This window comes from Pseudomonas sp. B7, assembly GCF_016735645.1.
Classification (GTDB): Bacteria; Pseudomonadota; Gammaproteobacteria; order Pseudomonadales; family Pseudomonadaceae; genus Aquipseudomonas; species Aquipseudomonas glycinae.
Genome location: NZ_JAERRE010000007.1, coordinates 194,148 through 210,946, shown reverse-complemented (window position 1 = coordinate 210,946; position 16,799 = coordinate 194,148). Strand labels below are relative to the sequence as shown.

The following is a 16,799-nucleotide window of genomic DNA, read 5'->3' as shown; positions in this document are numbered from 1 at the left end:
AGCTACATCCAGCCACACTCCGCCATCGATAACGGTTCCCCATCGCCAACGATGAAGTGGTCGAGCACCCGCACATCGATCAGCTCCAAAGCCTTCTGCAAACGCTTGGTCAATAATCGATCAGCCTGACTCGGATCGCTGTTTCCCGACGGATGGTTATGACACAGGATCACCGCTGCCGCGTTGTTGGCCAGGGAACGCTTCACGACTTCCCGGGGATGCACGGCGGTGTTGTCGATCGAGCCGCGAAACAGAGCCTCGAAGGTGAGCACTTGATGCTTGGAATCCAGAAACAAGCAACCAAATACCTCGTGCGGCTCGTGGCGCAGCATGACTTTGAGGTAATCACGAACCACTTGTGGGTTTTCAAGCGCTGTTTTTTGCCGTGAACGCTCGGCCAGATGTCGCTTGCTCATTTCTTGAGCAGCTTGCAGCTGGGCGAACTTTGCAGGGCCGAGACCCAATTGCTTGCTGAATGCTTCCTGATCGGCCTCAAGCAACAATCTCAAGCTGCCAAACTGATTCAACAAGTGCCGCGCCAGATCAACTGCACTTTTCCCCGGCACGCCGGTTCGCAGAAAAATCGCCAGCAGTTCCGCATCCGAAAGGCTCGCAGAGCCCTGTTCCAACAACCTTTCCCGCGGCCTTTCCGCCGCCGGCCAATCGCGAATACTCATACACATTCCTTGTCTGTGGGCGCCGCTGTTCCGTAGCGGTCGCTGTGATATCGTAGCCCATCTTTTTTGCGGGCGAATTCACTCTGGGGAGGGGGTTTCGCCACGTATGTCACCAACGAAATGAAAGGCAGACCTATGCAGCGGCTGTATCGGAAACGCATCGTTCTGGGCGTCGGCGGCGGCATTGCTGCCTACAAGAGCGCCGACCTTGTGCGCCGCCTGATCGACCAGGGCGCCGAAGTGCGCGTGGTCATGACCCGCGGCGGCAGCGAATTCATCACCCCGCTGACCATGCAGGCCCTGTCCGGCCACCCGGTTCACCTGGACTTGCTCGACCCGGCTGCTGAAGCCGCAATGGGCCACATCGAACTGGCCAAATGGGCCGATTTGGTGCTGATCGCCCCGGCGACCGCCGACTTGTTGGCCCGTCTGGCCCAAGGCATTGCCAACGACCTGCTGACCACGCTGGTGCTGGCCACCGATGCTATCGTCGCGGTCGCTCCGGCCATGAACCAGGCCATGTGGCGCGACCCGGCGACCCAGGCCAACCTGCAACTCCTTGAAAGTCGCGGCCTGAAGACCTTCGGCCCGGCCTCCGGCAGCCAGGCCTGCGGCGACGTCGGCATGGGCCGCATGATGGAAGCCACCGACCTGGCCCAGCTCGCGGCGGACTGCTTCCAGCGTCAGGCGTTGACCGGCAAACACGTAGTGATCACCGCCGGCCCGACCCAGGAAAACATCGACCCGGTGCGCTACATCACCAACCACAGCTCCGGCAAAATGGGTTTCGCCCTGGCGGAAGCGGCGGTGGAAGCCGGCGCCCGCGTCACGCTGATCAGCGGCCCGGTGCATTTGCCGACGCCGGATCGCGTCACCCGCATCGACGTGGTCAGCGCCCGCGACATGCTCGCCGCGTGTGAAGCCGCGATCCCTTGCGACATCTTTATCGCCTCGGCGGCAGTTGCGGACTACCGTCCGGAAGTCGTCGCCCCGCAAAAATTGAAGAAAGACCCTACGAGCGGCGACGGCTTCGTCCTGCAAATGGTGCGTAACCCGGACATCCTGGCCACCATCGCGACCCGTCCCGACCGTCCGTTCAGTGTCGGCTTCGCCGCCGAGACCGAACACCTGCTCGACTACGCTGCGCGCAAGCTGAAGGACAAGAATCTCGATCTGATCGTCGCCAACGACGTCGCCAACCCGAGCATCGGTTTCAACAGCGAAGAAAACGCCTGCAGCGTCATCGACCGTGCGCTGCACGCCACGGTTTTCGCCCAGACCAGCAAGAGCAAGATCGCTCGCCAACTGGTCACTTTTATCGCCGAACGTCTGAACCAGGTTTAATTTACATGCACGCTTTGCAAGCCAAGATCCTCGACCCACGCATCGGTACCGAATTCCCGCTGCCGCAATACGCCACACCGGGCTCCGCCGGCCTCGACCTGCGCGCCATGCTGCAAGAGGACATCGTGATCAAGCCGGGTGAAACCGTGCTGATCCCTACCGGTCTGTCGGTCTATATCGGCGATCCGAACCTCGCCGCGTTGATCCTGCCGCGTTCGGGCATGGGCCATAAGCACGGCATCGTGCTGGGCAACCTCGTCGGCCTGATCGACTCCGACTACCAGGGCCCGTTGATGGTGTCCTGCTGGAACCGTGGCCAGACCGAATTCACCATGCCGGTCGGCGAGCGCCTGGCTCAACTGGTACTGGTACCCGTGGTGCAGGCGCACTTCGAAATGGTTGAAGAGTTCGTCGAGACCGAGCGCGGCACGGGTGGTTTCGGCCATTCCGGCACCAAGTGATCGGCTGAAAACCCGTCGTGGCGAGGAGGCATTCCCCGCCACGAACTTCAAAATGTCATCTGCAAGGTTTAGCGCTGAAAATCAACGCATTGGCAGGCCAACACCACGCCGGACAAGGCGTCATGGCCCTTTCACACCACGAACTCTCTGTGAAAACCGCCGTCATACCCTTCAGTTTGAACTTGCCGTCGAATAGTCGTCGGTGTGTCCAGCCACTTTCGAGATGGAGCATTTTCGCAGATGAGCACCCCCGCCCAAGTCGCCCCGAAGCTTCCCGACAGCATCTTCCGCGCCTATGACATTCGCGGCACCGTGCCGGAATTCCTCAATGGCGAAACCGCCTACTGGATCGGCCGCGCCATCGGCTCCCAGAGCCTGGCCCAGGGCGAACCGAACGTGTCCGTCGGCCGTGACGGCCGTCTGTCCGGTCCGGAACTGGTTGCCGAACTGATCCGCGGCATCGCCGAAAGCGGTTGCCATGTCAGCGACGTCGGCCTGGTGCCGACGCCGGCGCTGTACTATGCCGCCAACGTGCTGGCCGGCAAATCCGGCGTGATGCTCACCGGCAGCCACAACCCGTCGAACTACAACGGCTTCAAGATCGTTATCGCCGGCGACACCCTCGCCAACGAACAGATTCAGGTCCTGCATGAACGCATCAAGACCGGTAATCTGAGCAGCGGCACGGGCAGCGTGACCCAGGTCGAGATCCTCGACCGCTACACCACTGAAATCGTCCAGGACATCAAACTGGCCCGCCGCCTGAAAGTCGTGGTCGACTGCGGCAACGGCGCAGCCGGCGTGATCGCCCCGCAACTGATCGAAGCGCTGAACTGCGAAGTCATCCCGCTGTTCTGCGAAGTCGACGGCAACTTCCCGAACCATCACCCGGACCCGGGCAAGCCTGAGAACCTCGTCGACCTGATCGCCAAGGTCAAGGAAACCAACGCCGACATCGGCCTGGCCTTCGACGGCGACGGCGACCGCGTCGGCGTGGTGACCAACACCGGCACCATCGTGTTCCCGGATCGCCTGCTGATGCTGTTCGCCCGTGACGTGGTGGCGCGCAACCCGGACGCGGAAATCATCTTCGACGTCAAATGCACCCGTCGCCTGATCCCGCTGATCAAGGAATATGGCGGTCGGCCGCTAATGTGGAAGACCGGTCACTCGTTGATCAAAAAGAAAATGAAACAGTCCGGCGCACTGCTGGCCGGCGAAATGAGCGGGCACATTTTCTTCAAGGAACGCTGGTTCGGTTTCGACGACGGCATTTACAGCGCCGCACGGCTGCTGGAAATCCTCAGCAAGGAAAAATCTTCGGCCGAGGAGCTGTTCGCGACCTTCCCGAACGATATTTCCACGCCGGAAATCAATATCCATGTGACCGAAGAGAGCAAATTCAGCATCATTGATGCACTGCACGATGCGCAGTGGGGCCCAGGCGCCGACCTGACCACCATTGACGGCGTGCGGGTCGACTACGCCAAAGGCTGGGGCCTGGTGCGCGCATCCAACACCACACCGGTGCTGGTGCTGCGTTTCGAGGCCGATGACGAGGCTGAACTGCAGCGCATCAAGGCTGTGTTCCATGCCCAACTGAAACGCGTTGCACCTGATCTCCAACTACCGTTCTGATTGCTGATTCACCCGGAGCCCTGAATGACCCTCGAACGCGATGCCGCCGCCAACACTGCCAAGGTCCTGTCCGAAGCGCTGCCTTATATCCGCCGATACGTCGGCAAGACCCTGGTGATCAAATACGGCGGCAACGCGATGGAAAGCGAGGAGCTGAAAACCGGCTTCGCCCGCGACATCGTGCTGATGAAGGCCGTGGGCATCAACCCGGTAGTGGTGCACGGGGGTGGCCCGCAGATCGGTGATCTGCTCAAGCGCCTGTCGATTGAAAGCCATTTCGTCGATGGCATGCGCGTCACCGACGCCGCGACCATGGACGTGGTGGAAATGGTCCTCGGCGGTCAGGTCAACAAAAGCATCGTCAACCTGATCAACCGTCACGGCGGCAGCGCCATCGGCCTGACCGGTAAAGACGCCGGGCTGATTCGCGCGAAGAAGCTCACCGTCACCCGCCAGACCCCGGAGATGACCCAGCCGGAAATCATCGACATCGGCCATGTGGGCGAAGTGGTCGGGATCAACACCGAACTGCTGAACCTGCTGGTCAAAGGCAATTTCATCCCGGTGATCGCACCGATCGGCGTGGGTGAAAACGGCGAGTCGTACAACATCAACGCGGACCTGGTGGCCGGCAAGGTTGCTGAAGCGCTGAAAGCCGAGAAGCTGATGCTGCTGACCAACATCGCCGGCCTGATGGACAAGTCGGGCACCGTGCTGACCGGCCTGAGCACCCAGCAGGTCGACGACCTGATCGCCGACGGCACCATCTACGGCGGCATGCTGCCGAAGATCCGTTGCGCGCTGGAAGCGGTTCAGGGCGGTGTGGGCAGCTCGCTTATCATCGACGGCCGCGTACCGAACGCGATCCTGCTGGAAATCTTCACCGACACCGGTGTGGGTACGCTGATCAGCAATCGCAAGCGTCCGTAAGCGATAGCGCAAACAAGAAGACCCCGCTCAGCCTGGCTGAGCGGGGTCTTTTTTTGCCCTTGAAGAAGCGATCAGACGCCGAACTGGGCGCGATAGGCTTCAACGGCTGGCAGGTGCTGCTTGAGTTGCGGGTCGTCTGCCAGGAATTCCAGTACCTGGTTCAGCGACACGATGCTGATGACCGGGATGCCAAAATCACGCTCGACTTCCTGGATTGCCGACAGCTCGCCGTTGCCGCGCTCCTGACGGTTCAGGGCGATCAGCACGCCGGCGGCCTTGGCGCCGTCCTGGGAAGCGATGATCTGCATCACTTCACGGATCGCGGTGCCGGCGGTGATCACGTCGTCGATGATCAGCACGTCGCCGGTCAGCGGTGCGCCGACCAGGCTGCCACCCTCGCCGTGGGCCTTGGCTTCCTTGCGGTTGAAGCACCATGGCAAGTCACGGTTGTGGTGTTCGGCCAGTGCCACGGCAGTGGTTGCCGCCAGCGGGATGCCTTTATAGGCCGGGCCGAACAGCACGTCGAACGGAATGCCGCTCTCGGCGATGGCTGCGGCGTAGAAACGACCCAGCTGCGCCAGCGCGGAACCCGAGTTGAACAGGCCCGCATTGAAGAAGTAAGGACTGGTACGCCCGGACTTCAGGGTGAACTCACCGAAGCGCAAAACGCCGCGATCGATGGCAAAACGAATGAAATCGCGCTGATACGCTTGCATGAAAAAAACCCCAAATACCACGGATTTAGCTAATTAGCTTGACGCCGTGTATCATACACGCACGCGATTTTTGGGGCCATTTATGCGGATCATCAGTGTGAACGTCAATGGTATTCAGGCTGCAGTCGAGCGCGGTTTGCTCAGTTGGCTGCAAGCACAGAATGCCGACGTCATCTGCCTGCAGGACACCCGTGCCTCCGCCTTTGAACTGGATGACCCAGCCTTCCAACTGGACGGCTACTTCCTTTATGCCTGCGATGCTGAAGTCCCTGCCCAAGGCGGCGTGGCTTTGTATTCGCGGTTGCAACCGAAGGCTGTCATCAGCGGTCTCGGTTTCGAGACGGCCGACCGCTACGGGCGCTACCTGCAAGCAGATTTCGACAAAGTCAGTATTGCCACCTTGCTGCTTCCTTCGGGGATGAACGGCGATGAGGACTTGAACCAGAAGTTCAAGCTCATGGACGACTTCGGCAAGTACCTGGACAAACAGCGGCGCAAACGTCGCGAGTACATTTATTGTGGCTCGCTGTACGTCGCGCAGCAGAAGCTCGACATCAAGAACTGGCGCGACAGCCAGCAATCCCCGGGCTTCCTGGCGCCGGAGCGCGCCTGGATGGACGAGATTGTCGGCAACATGGGCTACGTAGATGCCCTGCGCGAAGTCAGCCGCGAAGGCGACCAGTACAGCTGGTGGCCGGACAACGAACAGGCCGAGATGTTGAATCTGGGCTGGCGCTTCGACTACCAGATCCTGACTCCGGGACTGCGGCGCTTCGTGCGCAGCGCACGCCTGCCACGTCAGCCACGGTTCTCGCAGCATGCACCGCTGATCGTCGACTACGACTGGACGCTGACCATCTGAGCGGCCTTTCGCAGACACAAAAAAACCGACATCATTGTCGGTTTTTTTGTGGGCGATCGTTCGTTATTTGATCAACCGCCAGGTGAACGGATAGCGGTAAGGGAAACCCTCGTTGGCTTTAACCCCACCGATAATTGTCAACACCAGCGCCGCGATGGCCAGCAGGCCAAACAGCACGAACCCGATAAGCAACAGCATCAGCACGAAGCAGATCATCGAAGCGATCGCCACGGTGATCTGGAAATTCAACGCTTCCTTGCCCTGGGCGTCGATGAACGGATCGGTCTCGCGTTTCATCTGCCACAGGACCAGCGGCCCGATCAGCGTGCCGAACGGAATCCAGATCCCCAGCAAGGCGGACAAGTGACAAAACATGGCCCATTGGCGAACCTCCTGGCTCGGCTTGGGCAGCAACTCTTGCTCATCACTCATCGCGTCCTCCTTGCGGGTTACGAACCTGCTCAGTCGGCCAGTGCAGCCTTTTGCAGTTCGAAGATTTCGTTCATGCCTTTCTTCGCCAGTTCCAGCATCGCGTTCAGCTCTTCAGGCTGGAACGGCGCGCCTTCGGCAGTGCCCTGCACTTCGATGAAACCACCGGTGCTGGTCATTACCACGTTGAGGTCGGTCTCGGCGGCGGAGTCTTCAAGATAGTCCAGATCCAGCACCGGCTCGCCCTGGTACATGCCCACGGAAACAGCACCGATCATTTGCTTGAGCGGGTCGCCGCCTTTCAGGCCGCCGCGCTTCTTGATCACTTTCAGTGCATCGACCAGCGCAACCATGGCGCCGGTGATCGACGCCGTGCGGGTGCCACCGTCAGCCTGGATCACGTCGCAGTCGACGTACAGGGTGACGTCGCCCAGCTTGGACATGTCCAGCGCGGCGCGCAGGGAACGACCGATCAGGCGCTGGATTTCCAGGGTACGGCCGCCCTGCTTGCCGCGGCTCGCTTCACGCTGGTTACGCTCGCCGGTGGCGCGCGGCAGCATGCCGTATTCGGCGGTCAGCCAACCCTGGCCCTGGCCTTTGAGGAAACGCGGCACGCCGTTCTCGACGCTGACGGTGCAGATGACTTTGGTATCACCGAATTCGACCAGTACCGATCCCTCGGCGTGTTTGGTGTAGTTGCGGGTAATGCGGATCGAGCGGAGCTGATCGGCAGCGCGACCACTTGGACGTTTCATAGGAGATACCTGTACTGGGGACGGAAAACTGCGGAGCATTATAGAGCTGTGCACCGCGCCTGGGCACTCGTTAAAAAATCCGGCCGACGACCGAAGGCCCTGAAACGCGCTTTGCCGACGGCCTGCAGCCGTTTGTCACACCGTGTGTTTGGGCGCATCTGCCGCACTGCGCTACAATCCTGCGCCTTTGCTGCCAGTCAGCTTAAATTCATTGATATCGAGCTGCGGAGCTTCAATTCGCGCCGATCTGTATCGCGAGGTCACCCCATGGTGCACAGCATGACCGCCTTCGCCCGCGTCGAAAAAGCCGGCGTTCAGGGCACCCTGAGCTGGGAACTGCGCTCGGTCAACAGCCGCTACCTGGAACCCCACCTGCGCCTGCCTGAGTCGTTCCGCGACCTCGAAGGCGCCGTCCGCGAAGCCCTCCGCCAGGGCCTGTCTCGCGGCAAACTGGAATGCACCCTGCGCTTCACCGAGGAAAGCACCGGCAAGCCGTTGCAGGTGGATCGCGAACGCGCCGCGCAACTGGTCGCCGCGGCCGAAACGGTTGCCGGCCTGATCAAGAATCCGGCGGCGCTGAACCCGTTGGAAGTGTTGGCCTGGCCAGGCGTACTGGTCGCCGACGCCACCGACCCGCAGGCGCTGAACGCCGAGGCGCTGGCCTTGTTCAATCAGGCTCTGAAAGACCTCAAGGCCGGCCGCGAGCGCGAAGGCGCGGAGCTTGCCCGCCTGATCAATGATCGCCTGACCTCCATCGAGGAAGATGTGGTGACCCTGCGAGAACTGGTTCCGCAGATGCTCGCCACCCAGCGTCAGAAAGTCCTCGACCGCTTTGCCGACATGAAGGCCGAACTGGACCCGCAGCGCCTGGAACAGGAAATGGTCATCCTCGCGCAGAAGAGCGACGTGGCCGAAGAACTGGATCGCCTGAGCACCCACATCATTGAAGTTCGCCGGGTGCTGAAATCCGGCGGGGCCGCCGGCCGGCGCCTGGACTTCCTGATGCAAGAGCTCAACCGCGAAGCCAACACACTGGGCTCCAAGGCCTTCGACCCGCGCAGCACACAGGCAGCGGTCAACCTCAAGGTGTTGATCGAGCAGATGCGCGAACAAGTGCAGAATATTGAGTAAGGCTACCCCGACATGACCCACAGCACCGGCACCCTGTACATCATTTCCGCCCCTTCGGGTGCGGGCAAGAGCAGTCTGGTCAAGGCCCTGACCGACACCAATCCGGACATTCGCGTCTCGATTTCCCACACCACCCGCGCCATGCGCCCGGGTGAAGTGGACGGCGTGAACTATCACTTCGTGACCCGCGAAGAGTTCGTGAAAATGGGCGAGCACGGCGATTTTCTGGAACGCGCCGAAGTCTTCGGCAACTTCTACGGCACCTCGCAAAGCCGCCTGCAGCAGACCCTGGACGAAGGCCACGACCTGATTCTGGAAATCGACTGGCAAGGCGCCGAGCAAGTGCGCAAGCTGATGCCGCAGGCCCGTTCGATCTTCATCCTGCCGCCATCACTGCAGGCCCTGCACCAGCGCCTGACCAACCGTGGCCAGGACAGCGACGAGATCATCGATGGCCGGATGCGTGAAGCGGTCAGCGAAATGAGCCACTACGTCGAGTACGACTACCTGATCATCAACGACGATTTCGCCCATGCGCTGGACGATCTGAAGGCGATTTTCCGCGCCAATCAGTTGCAACAGAAACGTCAGCAAGTGCGTTTCGGCAAATTGCTGGCTGAATTGCTGGGCTGAAACAGCACTTCCCAAAACCGCTGCAAGGGCTTTACATTGGCACTTGCAGCGCGTTGAAGAGTCTGGTCAAAAAATCAGCGCTTCCCTAATCGCTGGTGATTTTTTAAACTGTTGAGTCCGCTCGCCCAACCGGGCAGCGCGCATATTGCATTCGCTCCGAGGAATACCATGGCCCGCGTAACCGTTGAAGACTGCCTAGAACACGTGGAAAACCGCTTTGAGCTGGTCATGCTCTCTACCAAGCGTGCCCGTCAACTGGCCACCGGCGGCAAAGAGCCCCTGGTTCAGTGGGAAAACGACAAACCGACCGTAGTGGCGCTGCGTGAAATCGCTGAAGGCCTGATGAGCTACGAGTTCATCGCCGAGCAGGAAATCGTCCACGAAGACCCGGTCTTCGCTGCGTTCGAGGACGAGTCCAACGAGGCCGTCTAAGCCTATGCCTGGTCGACGTAGCACGGCGCGGGATCACAGCCTACGGCAGGAGACATCATGCCGAGCATAGACGCCCTCGCCGATCGCTTATCGACCTACCTCGGCAACGACCAGGTCAACCTGGTCCGCCGAGCGTATTTCTACGCCGAACAAGCCCACGACGGCCAACGCCGCCGCAGCGGCGAGGCGTACGTCACGCATCCTCTTGCCGTGGCGAATATTCTTGCCGACATGCACATGGACCATCAGAGCCTGATGGCTGCGATGCTGCATGACGTGATCGAAGACACCGGTATCGCCAAGGAAGCGCTGCAAGCGCAGTTCGGTGAAACCGTGGCCGAACTGGTCGACGGGGTCAGCAAACTGACCCAGATGAACTTCGAGACCAAGGCCGAAGCCCAGGCTGAAAACTTCCAGAAGATGGCGATGGCGATGGCACGCGACATTCGCGTGATCCTGGTCAAGCTCGCCGACCGCCTGCACAACATGCGCACGCTGGAAGTGCTGTCCGGCGAGAAACGCCGGCGCATCGCCAAGGAAACCCTCGAGATCTACGCCCCTATCGCCAACCGGCTGGGCATGCACGCGATCCGCATCGAATTCGAAGACCTCGGCTTCAAGGCGATGCACCCGATGCGTTCCGCGCGGATCTACCAGGCCGTCAAGCGCGCCCGGGGCAACCGCAAGGAAATCGTCAACAAGATCGAAGAATCCCTCGGCCACTGCCTCGCCATCGACGGCATCCAGGGTGAAGTCAGCGGTCGCCAGAAACACCTCTACGGCATCTACAAGAAAATGCGCGGCAAGCGTCGGGCCTTCAACGAGATCATGGACGTCTATGCGTTCCGGATCATCGTCGACAAGGTCGATACCTGCTACCGCGTGCTGGGTGCTGTACATAATTTGTACAAACCGTTGCCGGGACGCTTCAAGGATTACATCGCGATCCCCAAGGCCAACGGCTATCAGTCGCTGCATACCACGCTGTTCGGCATGCACGGCGTACCGATCGAAATCCAGATCCGCACCCGCGAAATGGAAGAGATGGCCAACAACGGCATCGCCGCCCATTGGCTGTACAAGTCCAGCGGCGACGAGCAGCCGAAAGGCACTCACGCCCGCGCCCGTCAGTGGGTCAAGGGCGTGCTGGAAATGCAGCAACGCGCCGGCAACTCGCTGGAATTCATCGAGAGCGTGAAGATCGACCTGTTCCCGGACGAGGTCTACGTGTTCACGCCCAAAGGCCGGATCATGGAGCTGCCCAAAGGCTCCACGGCGGTCGACTTTGCCTACGCGGTGCACACCGACGTCGGCAACAGCTGCATCGCCTGTCGGATCAACCGTCGTCTCGCGCCGCTGTCCGAACCGCTGCAAAGCGGCTCCACGGTCGAGATCGTCAGCGCCCCCGGCGCACGGCCGAACCCGGCGTGGCTCAACTTCGTGGTCACCGGCAAGGCGCGCACACACATCCGCCATGCGCTGAAACTGCAGCGCCGCTCCGAATCCATCAGCCTCGGCGAACGCCTGCTGAACAAGGTGCTCAACGGCTTCGACAGCGCGCTGGAACAGATTCCGGCCGAACGCGTGAAGGCGATGCTCACCGAGTACCGCCTCGAACTGATCGAAGACCTGCTCGAAGACATAGGCCTCGGCAATCGCATGGCCTACGTCGTGGCGCGCCGCCTGCTCGGCGAAGGCGAGCAACTGCCAAGCCCGGAAGGCCCGCTGGCGATTCGCGGCACCGAAGGTCTGGTCCTCAGCTACGCCAAATGTTGCACACCGATCCCGGGCGACCCGATTGTCGGTCACCTGTCGGCAGGCAAAGGCATGGTCGTGCACCTGGACAACTGCCGCAACATCAGCGAAATCCGTCACAACCCGGAAAAATGCATCCAGCTCTCGTGGGCCAAGGATGTCACCGGCGAATTCAACGTCGAACTGCGCGTCGAGCTGGAACACCAGCGCGGCCTGATCGCCCTGCTAGCCAGCAGCGTCAACGCAGCCGACGGCAATATCGAGAAAATCAGCATGGACGAACGCGATGGCCGCATCAGCGTTGTCCAACTGGTGGTCAGCGTCCACGACCGTGTGCACCTGGCCCGCGTGATCAAGAAACTGCGCGCCCTGACCGGGGTGATCCGCATCACCCGCATGCGTGCATAACCACCCCATTACAAGGAGTCATTCATGACCAAAACCGTTATCACCAGCGACAAGGCCCCGGCCGCCATCGGTACTTACTCCCAGGCGATCAAGGCCGGTAACACCGTTTACATGTCGGGTCAGATTCCCCTCGATCCAAAAACCATGGAACTGGTCGAAGGCTTCGAAGCCCAGACAGTCCAGGTGTTCGAGAACCTGAAAGCCGTGGCAGAAGCCGCCGGTGGTTCGTTCAAGGACATCGTCAAGCTGAACATCTTCCTCACCGACCTGAGCCACTTCGCCAAGGTCAACGAGATCATGGGCAAGTACTTCGACCAGCCGTACCCGGCGCGCGCCGCCATCGGTGTGGCAGCCCTGCCAAAGGGTTCGCAGGTTGAAATGGATGCCATTCTGGTCATCGAGTAATGCGCACGGCGCGGCCTCAGACGCCGCGCCGACTGCTCTGCGGTAAAGAAAAGGTTTTGAAAGGATTCCACCATGCGCAAAGCGCTTGCTCTCTCGCTGCTCGCCATTTTCCTCGGCGGTTGCGCCAGCAACCCTGCCGACCGTGACATCAGCGGCACCTGGATCAATCAGGTCGCCATCGATGCCGCTGCCAAGGGCGGCCCCCTGCGCGAAGCGCTTCAGGCTTACGGCCCGAACCTGGAGTGGGACGTCAACACCAAGGCCGGTCAGGCCCGCTACACCAACGGTTTCGAAAACGTCGAAGGTCGCTTGCTCGGCGAACAGTCCGGTGCCTGGAAAGTCGATTTCTATGGCAGTTCCGCCAGCGAGCTGAAACGCGACGGTGGCCAACTGCAACAAGCCGCCAACGAAAATGAACCGGAACAGGTCTTCGACCGGGCACAGATTCCGGTGCCGGAAGGCGCACCGATCGGCGCCAGCTTCGAACGCGCGCTGTATTCCGCTTATCTGGGCGGCAACTGGACGATCACCAGCGGACAGGGCGAAGGCGCCACCGTGCAGTTCCAGGCGGACGGTCAAGTCTCCGGTCTACCGGGTGCCGACCGCTATGCGCTGTGCCTCGCAGGCGATTGCGCATCGATGAGCAGCGGCAACGACAGCATGTGGTTGCAGCAGAACGGTCAGGGCAACAACTGGATCTTTGTGCGCAAGGGCAAAGAGCTGGAAATCCTGCAGGCCGTGAACACGGCATTGGCGGACGAACAACCGCAGTTCACCCCGGGCGAACGCAAGTGGTTGCTCGAGAAGCAGTGATCGGCGCCTGAGACAAAAAAGGCGGGGGCAAGCATTTGCTCCCGCCTTTTTTACGCCCGAAGATCAGCAGCGCCCCTCAAGAATCGCGGCATACCCTTCGCGATAACTCGGATACTTCGGCACCCAACCCAGCGCCTTCGCCCGGGCATTGCTGCAACGCTTGCTGCCGGTGCGACGCACGCTCTCGTCTTCCGACCACTCGGTGACACTCAAATACTCACGCAGCCATGCCACCACTTCGGCCAGCGGCGCCGGCGCATCGTCCACGCCGATATAGATGTCATCCAGCGTCACGCCCTTGCGATCCGCCTGCAGCAAGAACGCCATCAACCCCGCCGCGTCATCGGCATGGATGCGATTGCCATACAGCGGCGGATCGACCGCCACGCGATAACCCCGACGCACCTGGGTCAGCAACCACTCACGGCCGGGGCCGTAAATGCCGGTCAGGCGCACGATGCTCGCGGGAATGCCGCTGTTGAGCGCAACCTGCTCGGCCTCCAGCATCACCCGACCGGAATAACCCGCAGCGACGGTTTCGGATTTTTCATCGACCCATTCGCCGTTCTGCTGCCCGTAAACACTGCTGCTGGAAACGAACAGCAGCCGCTCAGGCTCCTGACCGTAATCGTTCAGCCAACCCAGCACATGCTGCAAACCCTGCACATACGCCGCGCGATAACCGGCCTCATCGTGATCGGTGGCCGCCGCGCTATACACCAGGTAATCGATAGCGCCCACCGGCCAGGTCTCGGGGCAATCTTCATTGAACAAGTCACCGGCGACACCGATAACGCCGTCCGGCAAACGCGAAATATCACGGCGCAGGCCATAGACCTGGAAGCCGGCAGCCAGCAATTGCGTGGCCAGACGGCTGCCGACATCACCGCAACCGGCGATCAAAACAGAAGGCGCGGACATCAAAAATCTCCCATCGGAAAGCGACAGACTAGCCTCGACAAGGGACGAGCGGCTAGCAATGAAGGAAAAAAAGCAACTCTATTACTTCTGTTAACAAGAATTACTTGCAATAATGCACGCCACTTTTGTTCTCGGCCTCACGAGGCCTGGAAGAGCATTACCGTTTTTCTATCTCAGGTCCGGCCAGCATGACACGCATTCAAAACTCCGCTTCGCCAACCAACCGACCTCGCGCCTGGAGCGCCGTGGCTGCCCTGCTGCTCAGCCTGATGCTGGCGCCAGTCGCCGCCTTCGCTGACGCACAAGCCCCGGCCGCGCCAGCCGCCACCGAGCAAAGCGCTCCGGCCGCCGCACCTGCCGCGACCGACCCGGTGCAGGCCGTAGACGCCAGCGCCGCCGACGCACCGGAAGCCCTCGAAGCCGACAACACTCTGGGCATGGCCCACGATCTGTCGCCATGGGGTATGTACCAGAACGCCGACGTGATCGTTAAAGCCGTGATGATCGGCCTGGCCATCGCCTCGATCATCACCTGGACCATCTGGATCGCCAAGGGCTTCGAGCTGATGGGCGCCAAACGCCGCCTGCGTGGCGAGATCGCCGCCCTGAAAAAAGCCGCCACCCTCAAAGAAGCCAGCGCCACCGCCGCGAAGGAAGGCACCCTCGCCAACCTGCTGGTGCACGACGCGCTGGAAGAAATGCGCCTGTCGACCAACGCCCGCGAAAAAGAAGGCATCAAGGAGCGCGTAAGCTTCCGCCTCGAGCGCCTGGTCGCAGCCTGTGGCCGCAACATGAGCAGCGGCACCGGCGTCCTCGCCACCATCGGTTCCACCGCACCGTTCGTCGGCCTGTTCGGTACCGTGTGGGGCATCATGAACAGCTTCATCGGCATCGCCAAAACCCAGACCACCAACCTTGCCGTCGTAGCACCGGGTATCGCTGAAGCGCTGCTGGCTACCGCACTGGGTCTGGTGGCCGCGATTCCTGCCGTGGTCATCTACAACGTCTTTGCCCGCTCCATCGCCGGTTACAAGGCTCAGGTGTCCGATGCGTCGGCTCAGGTGCTGCTGCTGGTCAGCCGCGACCTCGACCACCAGCCTGAGCGCAGCAGCTCGCATCCGCACATGGTGAAAGTGGGGTAATCGGCCATGGGCCTGCATTTGAAAGAAGGCGCAGACGACGATCTGGCCGAGAACCACGAAATCAACGTCACGCCGTTCATCGACGTGATGCTGGTGCTGTTGATCATCTTCATGGTGGCCGCGCCGCTGGCCACCGTGGACATCAAGGTTGACCTGCCTGCCTCGACCGCCAAACCGGCACCGCGGCCGGAGAAACCGGTGTTCCTCAGCGTGAAGGCTGACCAGCGCCTGTTCCTGGGCGATGACGAAGTGAAAGCCGAAACCCTCGGCGCCGCACTCGACGCCAAGACCCAGGGCAAGAAAGACACGACGATCTTCTTCCAGGCCGACAAAGGCGTGGATTACGGCGACCTGATGAGCGTGATGGATAACCTGCGCGCCGCCGGTTACCTGAAGGTCGGCCTGGTCGGACTTGAGAGCGCAGTCAAGAAATGATCACGACGCGCCATAAGCTGACGCGTTACAGCGGTAGCCTGGCCGTGGTGCTGGGTGTTCACGCGCTGGCCATCGCGCTGGCGCTGAACTGGACCGCCCGCCCGCCCATCGAATTGCCGCCGCAGGCAATGATGGTCGAGCTGGCACCGGTTCCGGCCCCGCCACCGCCCGCACCGCCGAAAGTCGTCACGCCACCGCAGCCACCGGCTCCGGTTGAAGAACTGCCGATCCCGAAACTGGCTGAAGCGCCAAAAGCCGAGATCGCGGTGCAGAAACCGAAGCCTAAGCCGAAACCAAAACCGCCGAAGCCGATCGAGAAGAAACTGCCCGATCCGCCGAAGGAGAAACCGTCCGAAGAGAAGCCCGCCGATACCCAGCCGACTCAGGCCCCGACGGAGAAATCCGCCCAGCCTGCACCGGGCCCGTCGCCTGCACAATTGGCCGCCAAGGCCAGCTGGCAAGGCACCCTGCTCGCGCACCTGGCCAAGTACAAGAAGTACCCGGCCAGTGCTCAGGCACGGGGCAAGGAAGGCTTGAACCGGTTGCGTTTCGTGGTCGATGGCGAAGGCAACGTGCTGTCGTTCGAACTGGTGGGGCGCTCCGGCAACGCCGATCTGGACCGGGCCACCCTGGAAATGATCCGCCGCGCCCAACCGCTGCCCAAGCCACCGGCCGACATGCTGACCAATGGCGCGATCGAAATCGTTGCGCCGTTTGTGTACTCGCTGGAACGCCGCCGCTGATTCGCACTCACGCAGCTCGGCCTGATTCAGCCAAAAAGGCACCGAAAGGTGCCTTTTGCTTATCCATCCACGGCAAACCGGCATTGCCCGGTGTCGCATTCATCACTCAGTCTGATAACGTGCGTCTATCGATTGCAGCCGGTATGCTTGGCCCGCATCTTCATGGACG

General features: G+C 61.2%; 18 protein-coding genes and 1 pseudogene. 14 read left to right on the top strand and 5 right to left on the bottom strand.

What is annotated here, in order from left to right:
• Positions 1 to 2 precede the first annotated feature (2 nt).
• Positions 3 to 677 (bottom strand): RadC family protein, encoded by a 675-nt coding sequence (radC, locus tag JKA62_RS17390; RefSeq protein ID WP_011336554.1) that lies wholly within the window; start codon positions 675 to 677, stop codon positions 3 to 5.
• Between the two features lie 135 nt (positions 678 to 812).
• On the opposite strand from radC, the gene coaBC reads away from it, so the two are divergent.
• The 4 genes and pseudogenes from coaBC (at position 813) to argB (ending at position 5,050) form a co-directional block, all read left to right on the top strand.
• Positions 813 to 2,021 carry a bifunctional phosphopantothenoylcysteine decarboxylase/phosphopantothenate--cysteine ligase CoaBC gene (coaBC, locus tag JKA62_RS17385; RefSeq protein WP_085606127.1) on the top strand — a complete coding sequence of 403 codons (1,209 nt, stop codon included), beginning with the start codon at positions 813 to 815 and terminating at the stop codon, positions 2,019 to 2,021.
• 5 nt (positions 2,022 to 2,026) lie between these two features.
• Positions 2,027 to 2,482 carry a dUTP diphosphatase gene (gene dut / locus JKA62_RS17380; protein WP_011336556.1) on the top strand — a complete coding sequence of 152 codons (456 nt, stop codon included), beginning with the start codon at positions 2,027 to 2,029 and terminating at the stop codon, positions 2,480 to 2,482.
• Positions 2,483 to 2,743: 261 nt separating this feature from the next.
• Positions 2,744 to 4,120: pseudogene (locus tag JKA62_RS17375) on the top strand (phosphomannomutase/phosphoglucomutase); the annotation flags it as partial.
• 24 nt (positions 4,121 to 4,144) lie between these two features.
• Positions 4,145 to 5,050 (top strand): acetylglutamate kinase, encoded by a 906-nt coding sequence (gene argB, locus JKA62_RS17370; RefSeq protein ID WP_007954443.1) that lies wholly within the window; start codon positions 4,145 to 4,147, stop codon positions 5,048 to 5,050.
• 71 nt (positions 5,051 to 5,121) lie between these two features.
• Here argB and pyrE read toward each other — a convergent pair whose 3' ends face one another.
• Positions 5,122 to 5,766 carry an orotate phosphoribosyltransferase gene (pyrE, locus tag JKA62_RS17365; RefSeq protein WP_011336558.1) on the bottom strand — a complete coding sequence of 215 codons (645 nt, stop codon included), beginning with the start codon at positions 5,764 to 5,766 and terminating at the stop codon, positions 5,122 to 5,124.
• A gap of 82 nt (positions 5,767 to 5,848) precedes the next feature.
• Here pyrE and JKA62_RS17360 point away from each other — a divergent pair, with 82 nt between their 5' ends.
• Positions 5,849 to 6,628, top strand: a complete 780-nt coding sequence (locus JKA62_RS17360; RefSeq protein WP_007920349.1) for an exodeoxyribonuclease III — start codon at positions 5,849 to 5,851, stop codon at positions 6,626 to 6,628.
• Positions 6,629 to 6,691: 63 nt separating this feature from the next.
• On the opposite strand, the gene JKA62_RS17355 is transcribed toward JKA62_RS17360, so the two are convergent.
• Complete coding sequence (locus tag JKA62_RS17355) at positions 6,692 to 7,060, bottom strand: DUF4870 domain-containing protein (RefSeq protein ID WP_007954441.1); 369 nt, start codon at positions 7,058 to 7,060, stop codon at positions 6,692 to 6,694.
• 29 nt (positions 7,061 to 7,089) lie between these two features.
• Positions 7,090 to 7,812 (bottom strand): ribonuclease PH, encoded by a 723-nt coding sequence (rph, locus tag JKA62_RS17350; protein WP_003229494.1) that lies wholly within the window; start codon positions 7,810 to 7,812, stop codon positions 7,090 to 7,092.
• 267 nt (positions 7,813 to 8,079) lie between these two features.
• On the opposite strand from rph, the gene JKA62_RS17345 reads away from it, so the two are divergent.
• The 6 genes from JKA62_RS17345 (at position 8,080) to JKA62_RS17320 (ending at position 13,389) form a co-directional block, all read left to right on the top strand.
• Positions 8,080 to 8,943 (top strand): YicC/YloC family endoribonuclease, encoded by an 864-nt coding sequence (locus JKA62_RS17345; RefSeq protein WP_011336560.1) that lies wholly within the window; start codon positions 8,080 to 8,082, stop codon positions 8,941 to 8,943.
• Between the two features lie 12 nt (positions 8,944 to 8,955).
• Positions 8,956 to 9,576 (top strand): guanylate kinase, encoded by a 621-nt coding sequence (gene gmk, locus JKA62_RS17340; protein WP_011336561.1) that lies wholly within the window; start codon positions 8,956 to 8,958, stop codon positions 9,574 to 9,576.
• 168 nt (positions 9,577 to 9,744) lie between these two features.
• Positions 9,745 to 10,008, top strand: a complete 264-nt coding sequence (gene rpoZ / locus JKA62_RS17335; RefSeq protein ID WP_003229503.1) for a DNA-directed RNA polymerase subunit omega — start codon at positions 9,745 to 9,747, stop codon at positions 10,006 to 10,008.
• Between the two features lie 57 nt (positions 10,009 to 10,065).
• Positions 10,066 to 12,171 carry a bifunctional GTP diphosphokinase/guanosine-3',5'-bis pyrophosphate 3'-pyrophosphohydrolase gene (gene spoT, locus JKA62_RS17330; RefSeq protein ID WP_007954439.1) on the top strand — a complete coding sequence of 702 codons (2,106 nt, stop codon included), beginning with the start codon at positions 10,066 to 10,068 and terminating at the stop codon, positions 12,169 to 12,171.
• Between the two features lie 24 nt (positions 12,172 to 12,195).
• On the top strand, positions 12,196 to 12,576 hold the full coding sequence (locus tag JKA62_RS17325) for a RidA family protein (RefSeq protein WP_003229509.1): 381 nt from the start codon (positions 12,196 to 12,198) through the stop codon (positions 12,574 to 12,576).
• A 72-nt stretch (positions 12,577 to 12,648) separates the two neighbouring features.
• Positions 12,649 to 13,389, top strand: coding sequence for a hypothetical protein (locus tag JKA62_RS17320; protein ID WP_007954437.1), 741 nt, complete (start codon positions 12,649 to 12,651; stop codon positions 13,387 to 13,389).
• Positions 13,390 to 13,452: 63 nt separating this feature from the next.
• Here the strand turns inward: JKA62_RS17320 and JKA62_RS17315 are convergent, their stop codons facing one another.
• Positions 13,453 to 14,310 (bottom strand): SDR family oxidoreductase, encoded by an 858-nt coding sequence (locus JKA62_RS17315; RefSeq protein ID WP_201818780.1) that lies wholly within the window; start codon positions 14,308 to 14,310, stop codon positions 13,453 to 13,455.
• 188 nt (positions 14,311 to 14,498) lie between these two features.
• Here JKA62_RS17315 and exbB point away from each other — a divergent pair, with 188 nt between their 5' ends.
• The 3 genes from exbB to JKA62_RS17300 are packed head-to-tail and all read left to right on the top strand — an operon-like array spanning position 14,499 to position 16,630.
• Positions 14,499 to 15,452, top strand: a complete 954-nt coding sequence (exbB, locus tag JKA62_RS17310; protein ID WP_201818778.1) for a tonB-system energizer ExbB — start codon at positions 14,499 to 14,501, stop codon at positions 15,450 to 15,452.
• A 6-nt stretch (positions 15,453 to 15,458) separates the two neighbouring features.
• Positions 15,459 to 15,887 carry a TonB system transport protein ExbD gene (gene exbD / locus JKA62_RS17305; RefSeq protein WP_011336565.1) on the top strand — a complete coding sequence of 143 codons (429 nt, stop codon included), beginning with the start codon at positions 15,459 to 15,461 and terminating at the stop codon, positions 15,885 to 15,887.
• Positions 15,884 to 16,630, top strand: a complete 747-nt coding sequence (locus JKA62_RS17300) for a TonB family protein (protein WP_085606139.1) — start codon at positions 15,884 to 15,886, stop codon at positions 16,628 to 16,630. Before exbD ends, JKA62_RS17300 begins: the two co-directional genes overlap by 4 nt.
• Positions 16,631 to 16,799 lie beyond the last annotated feature (169 nt).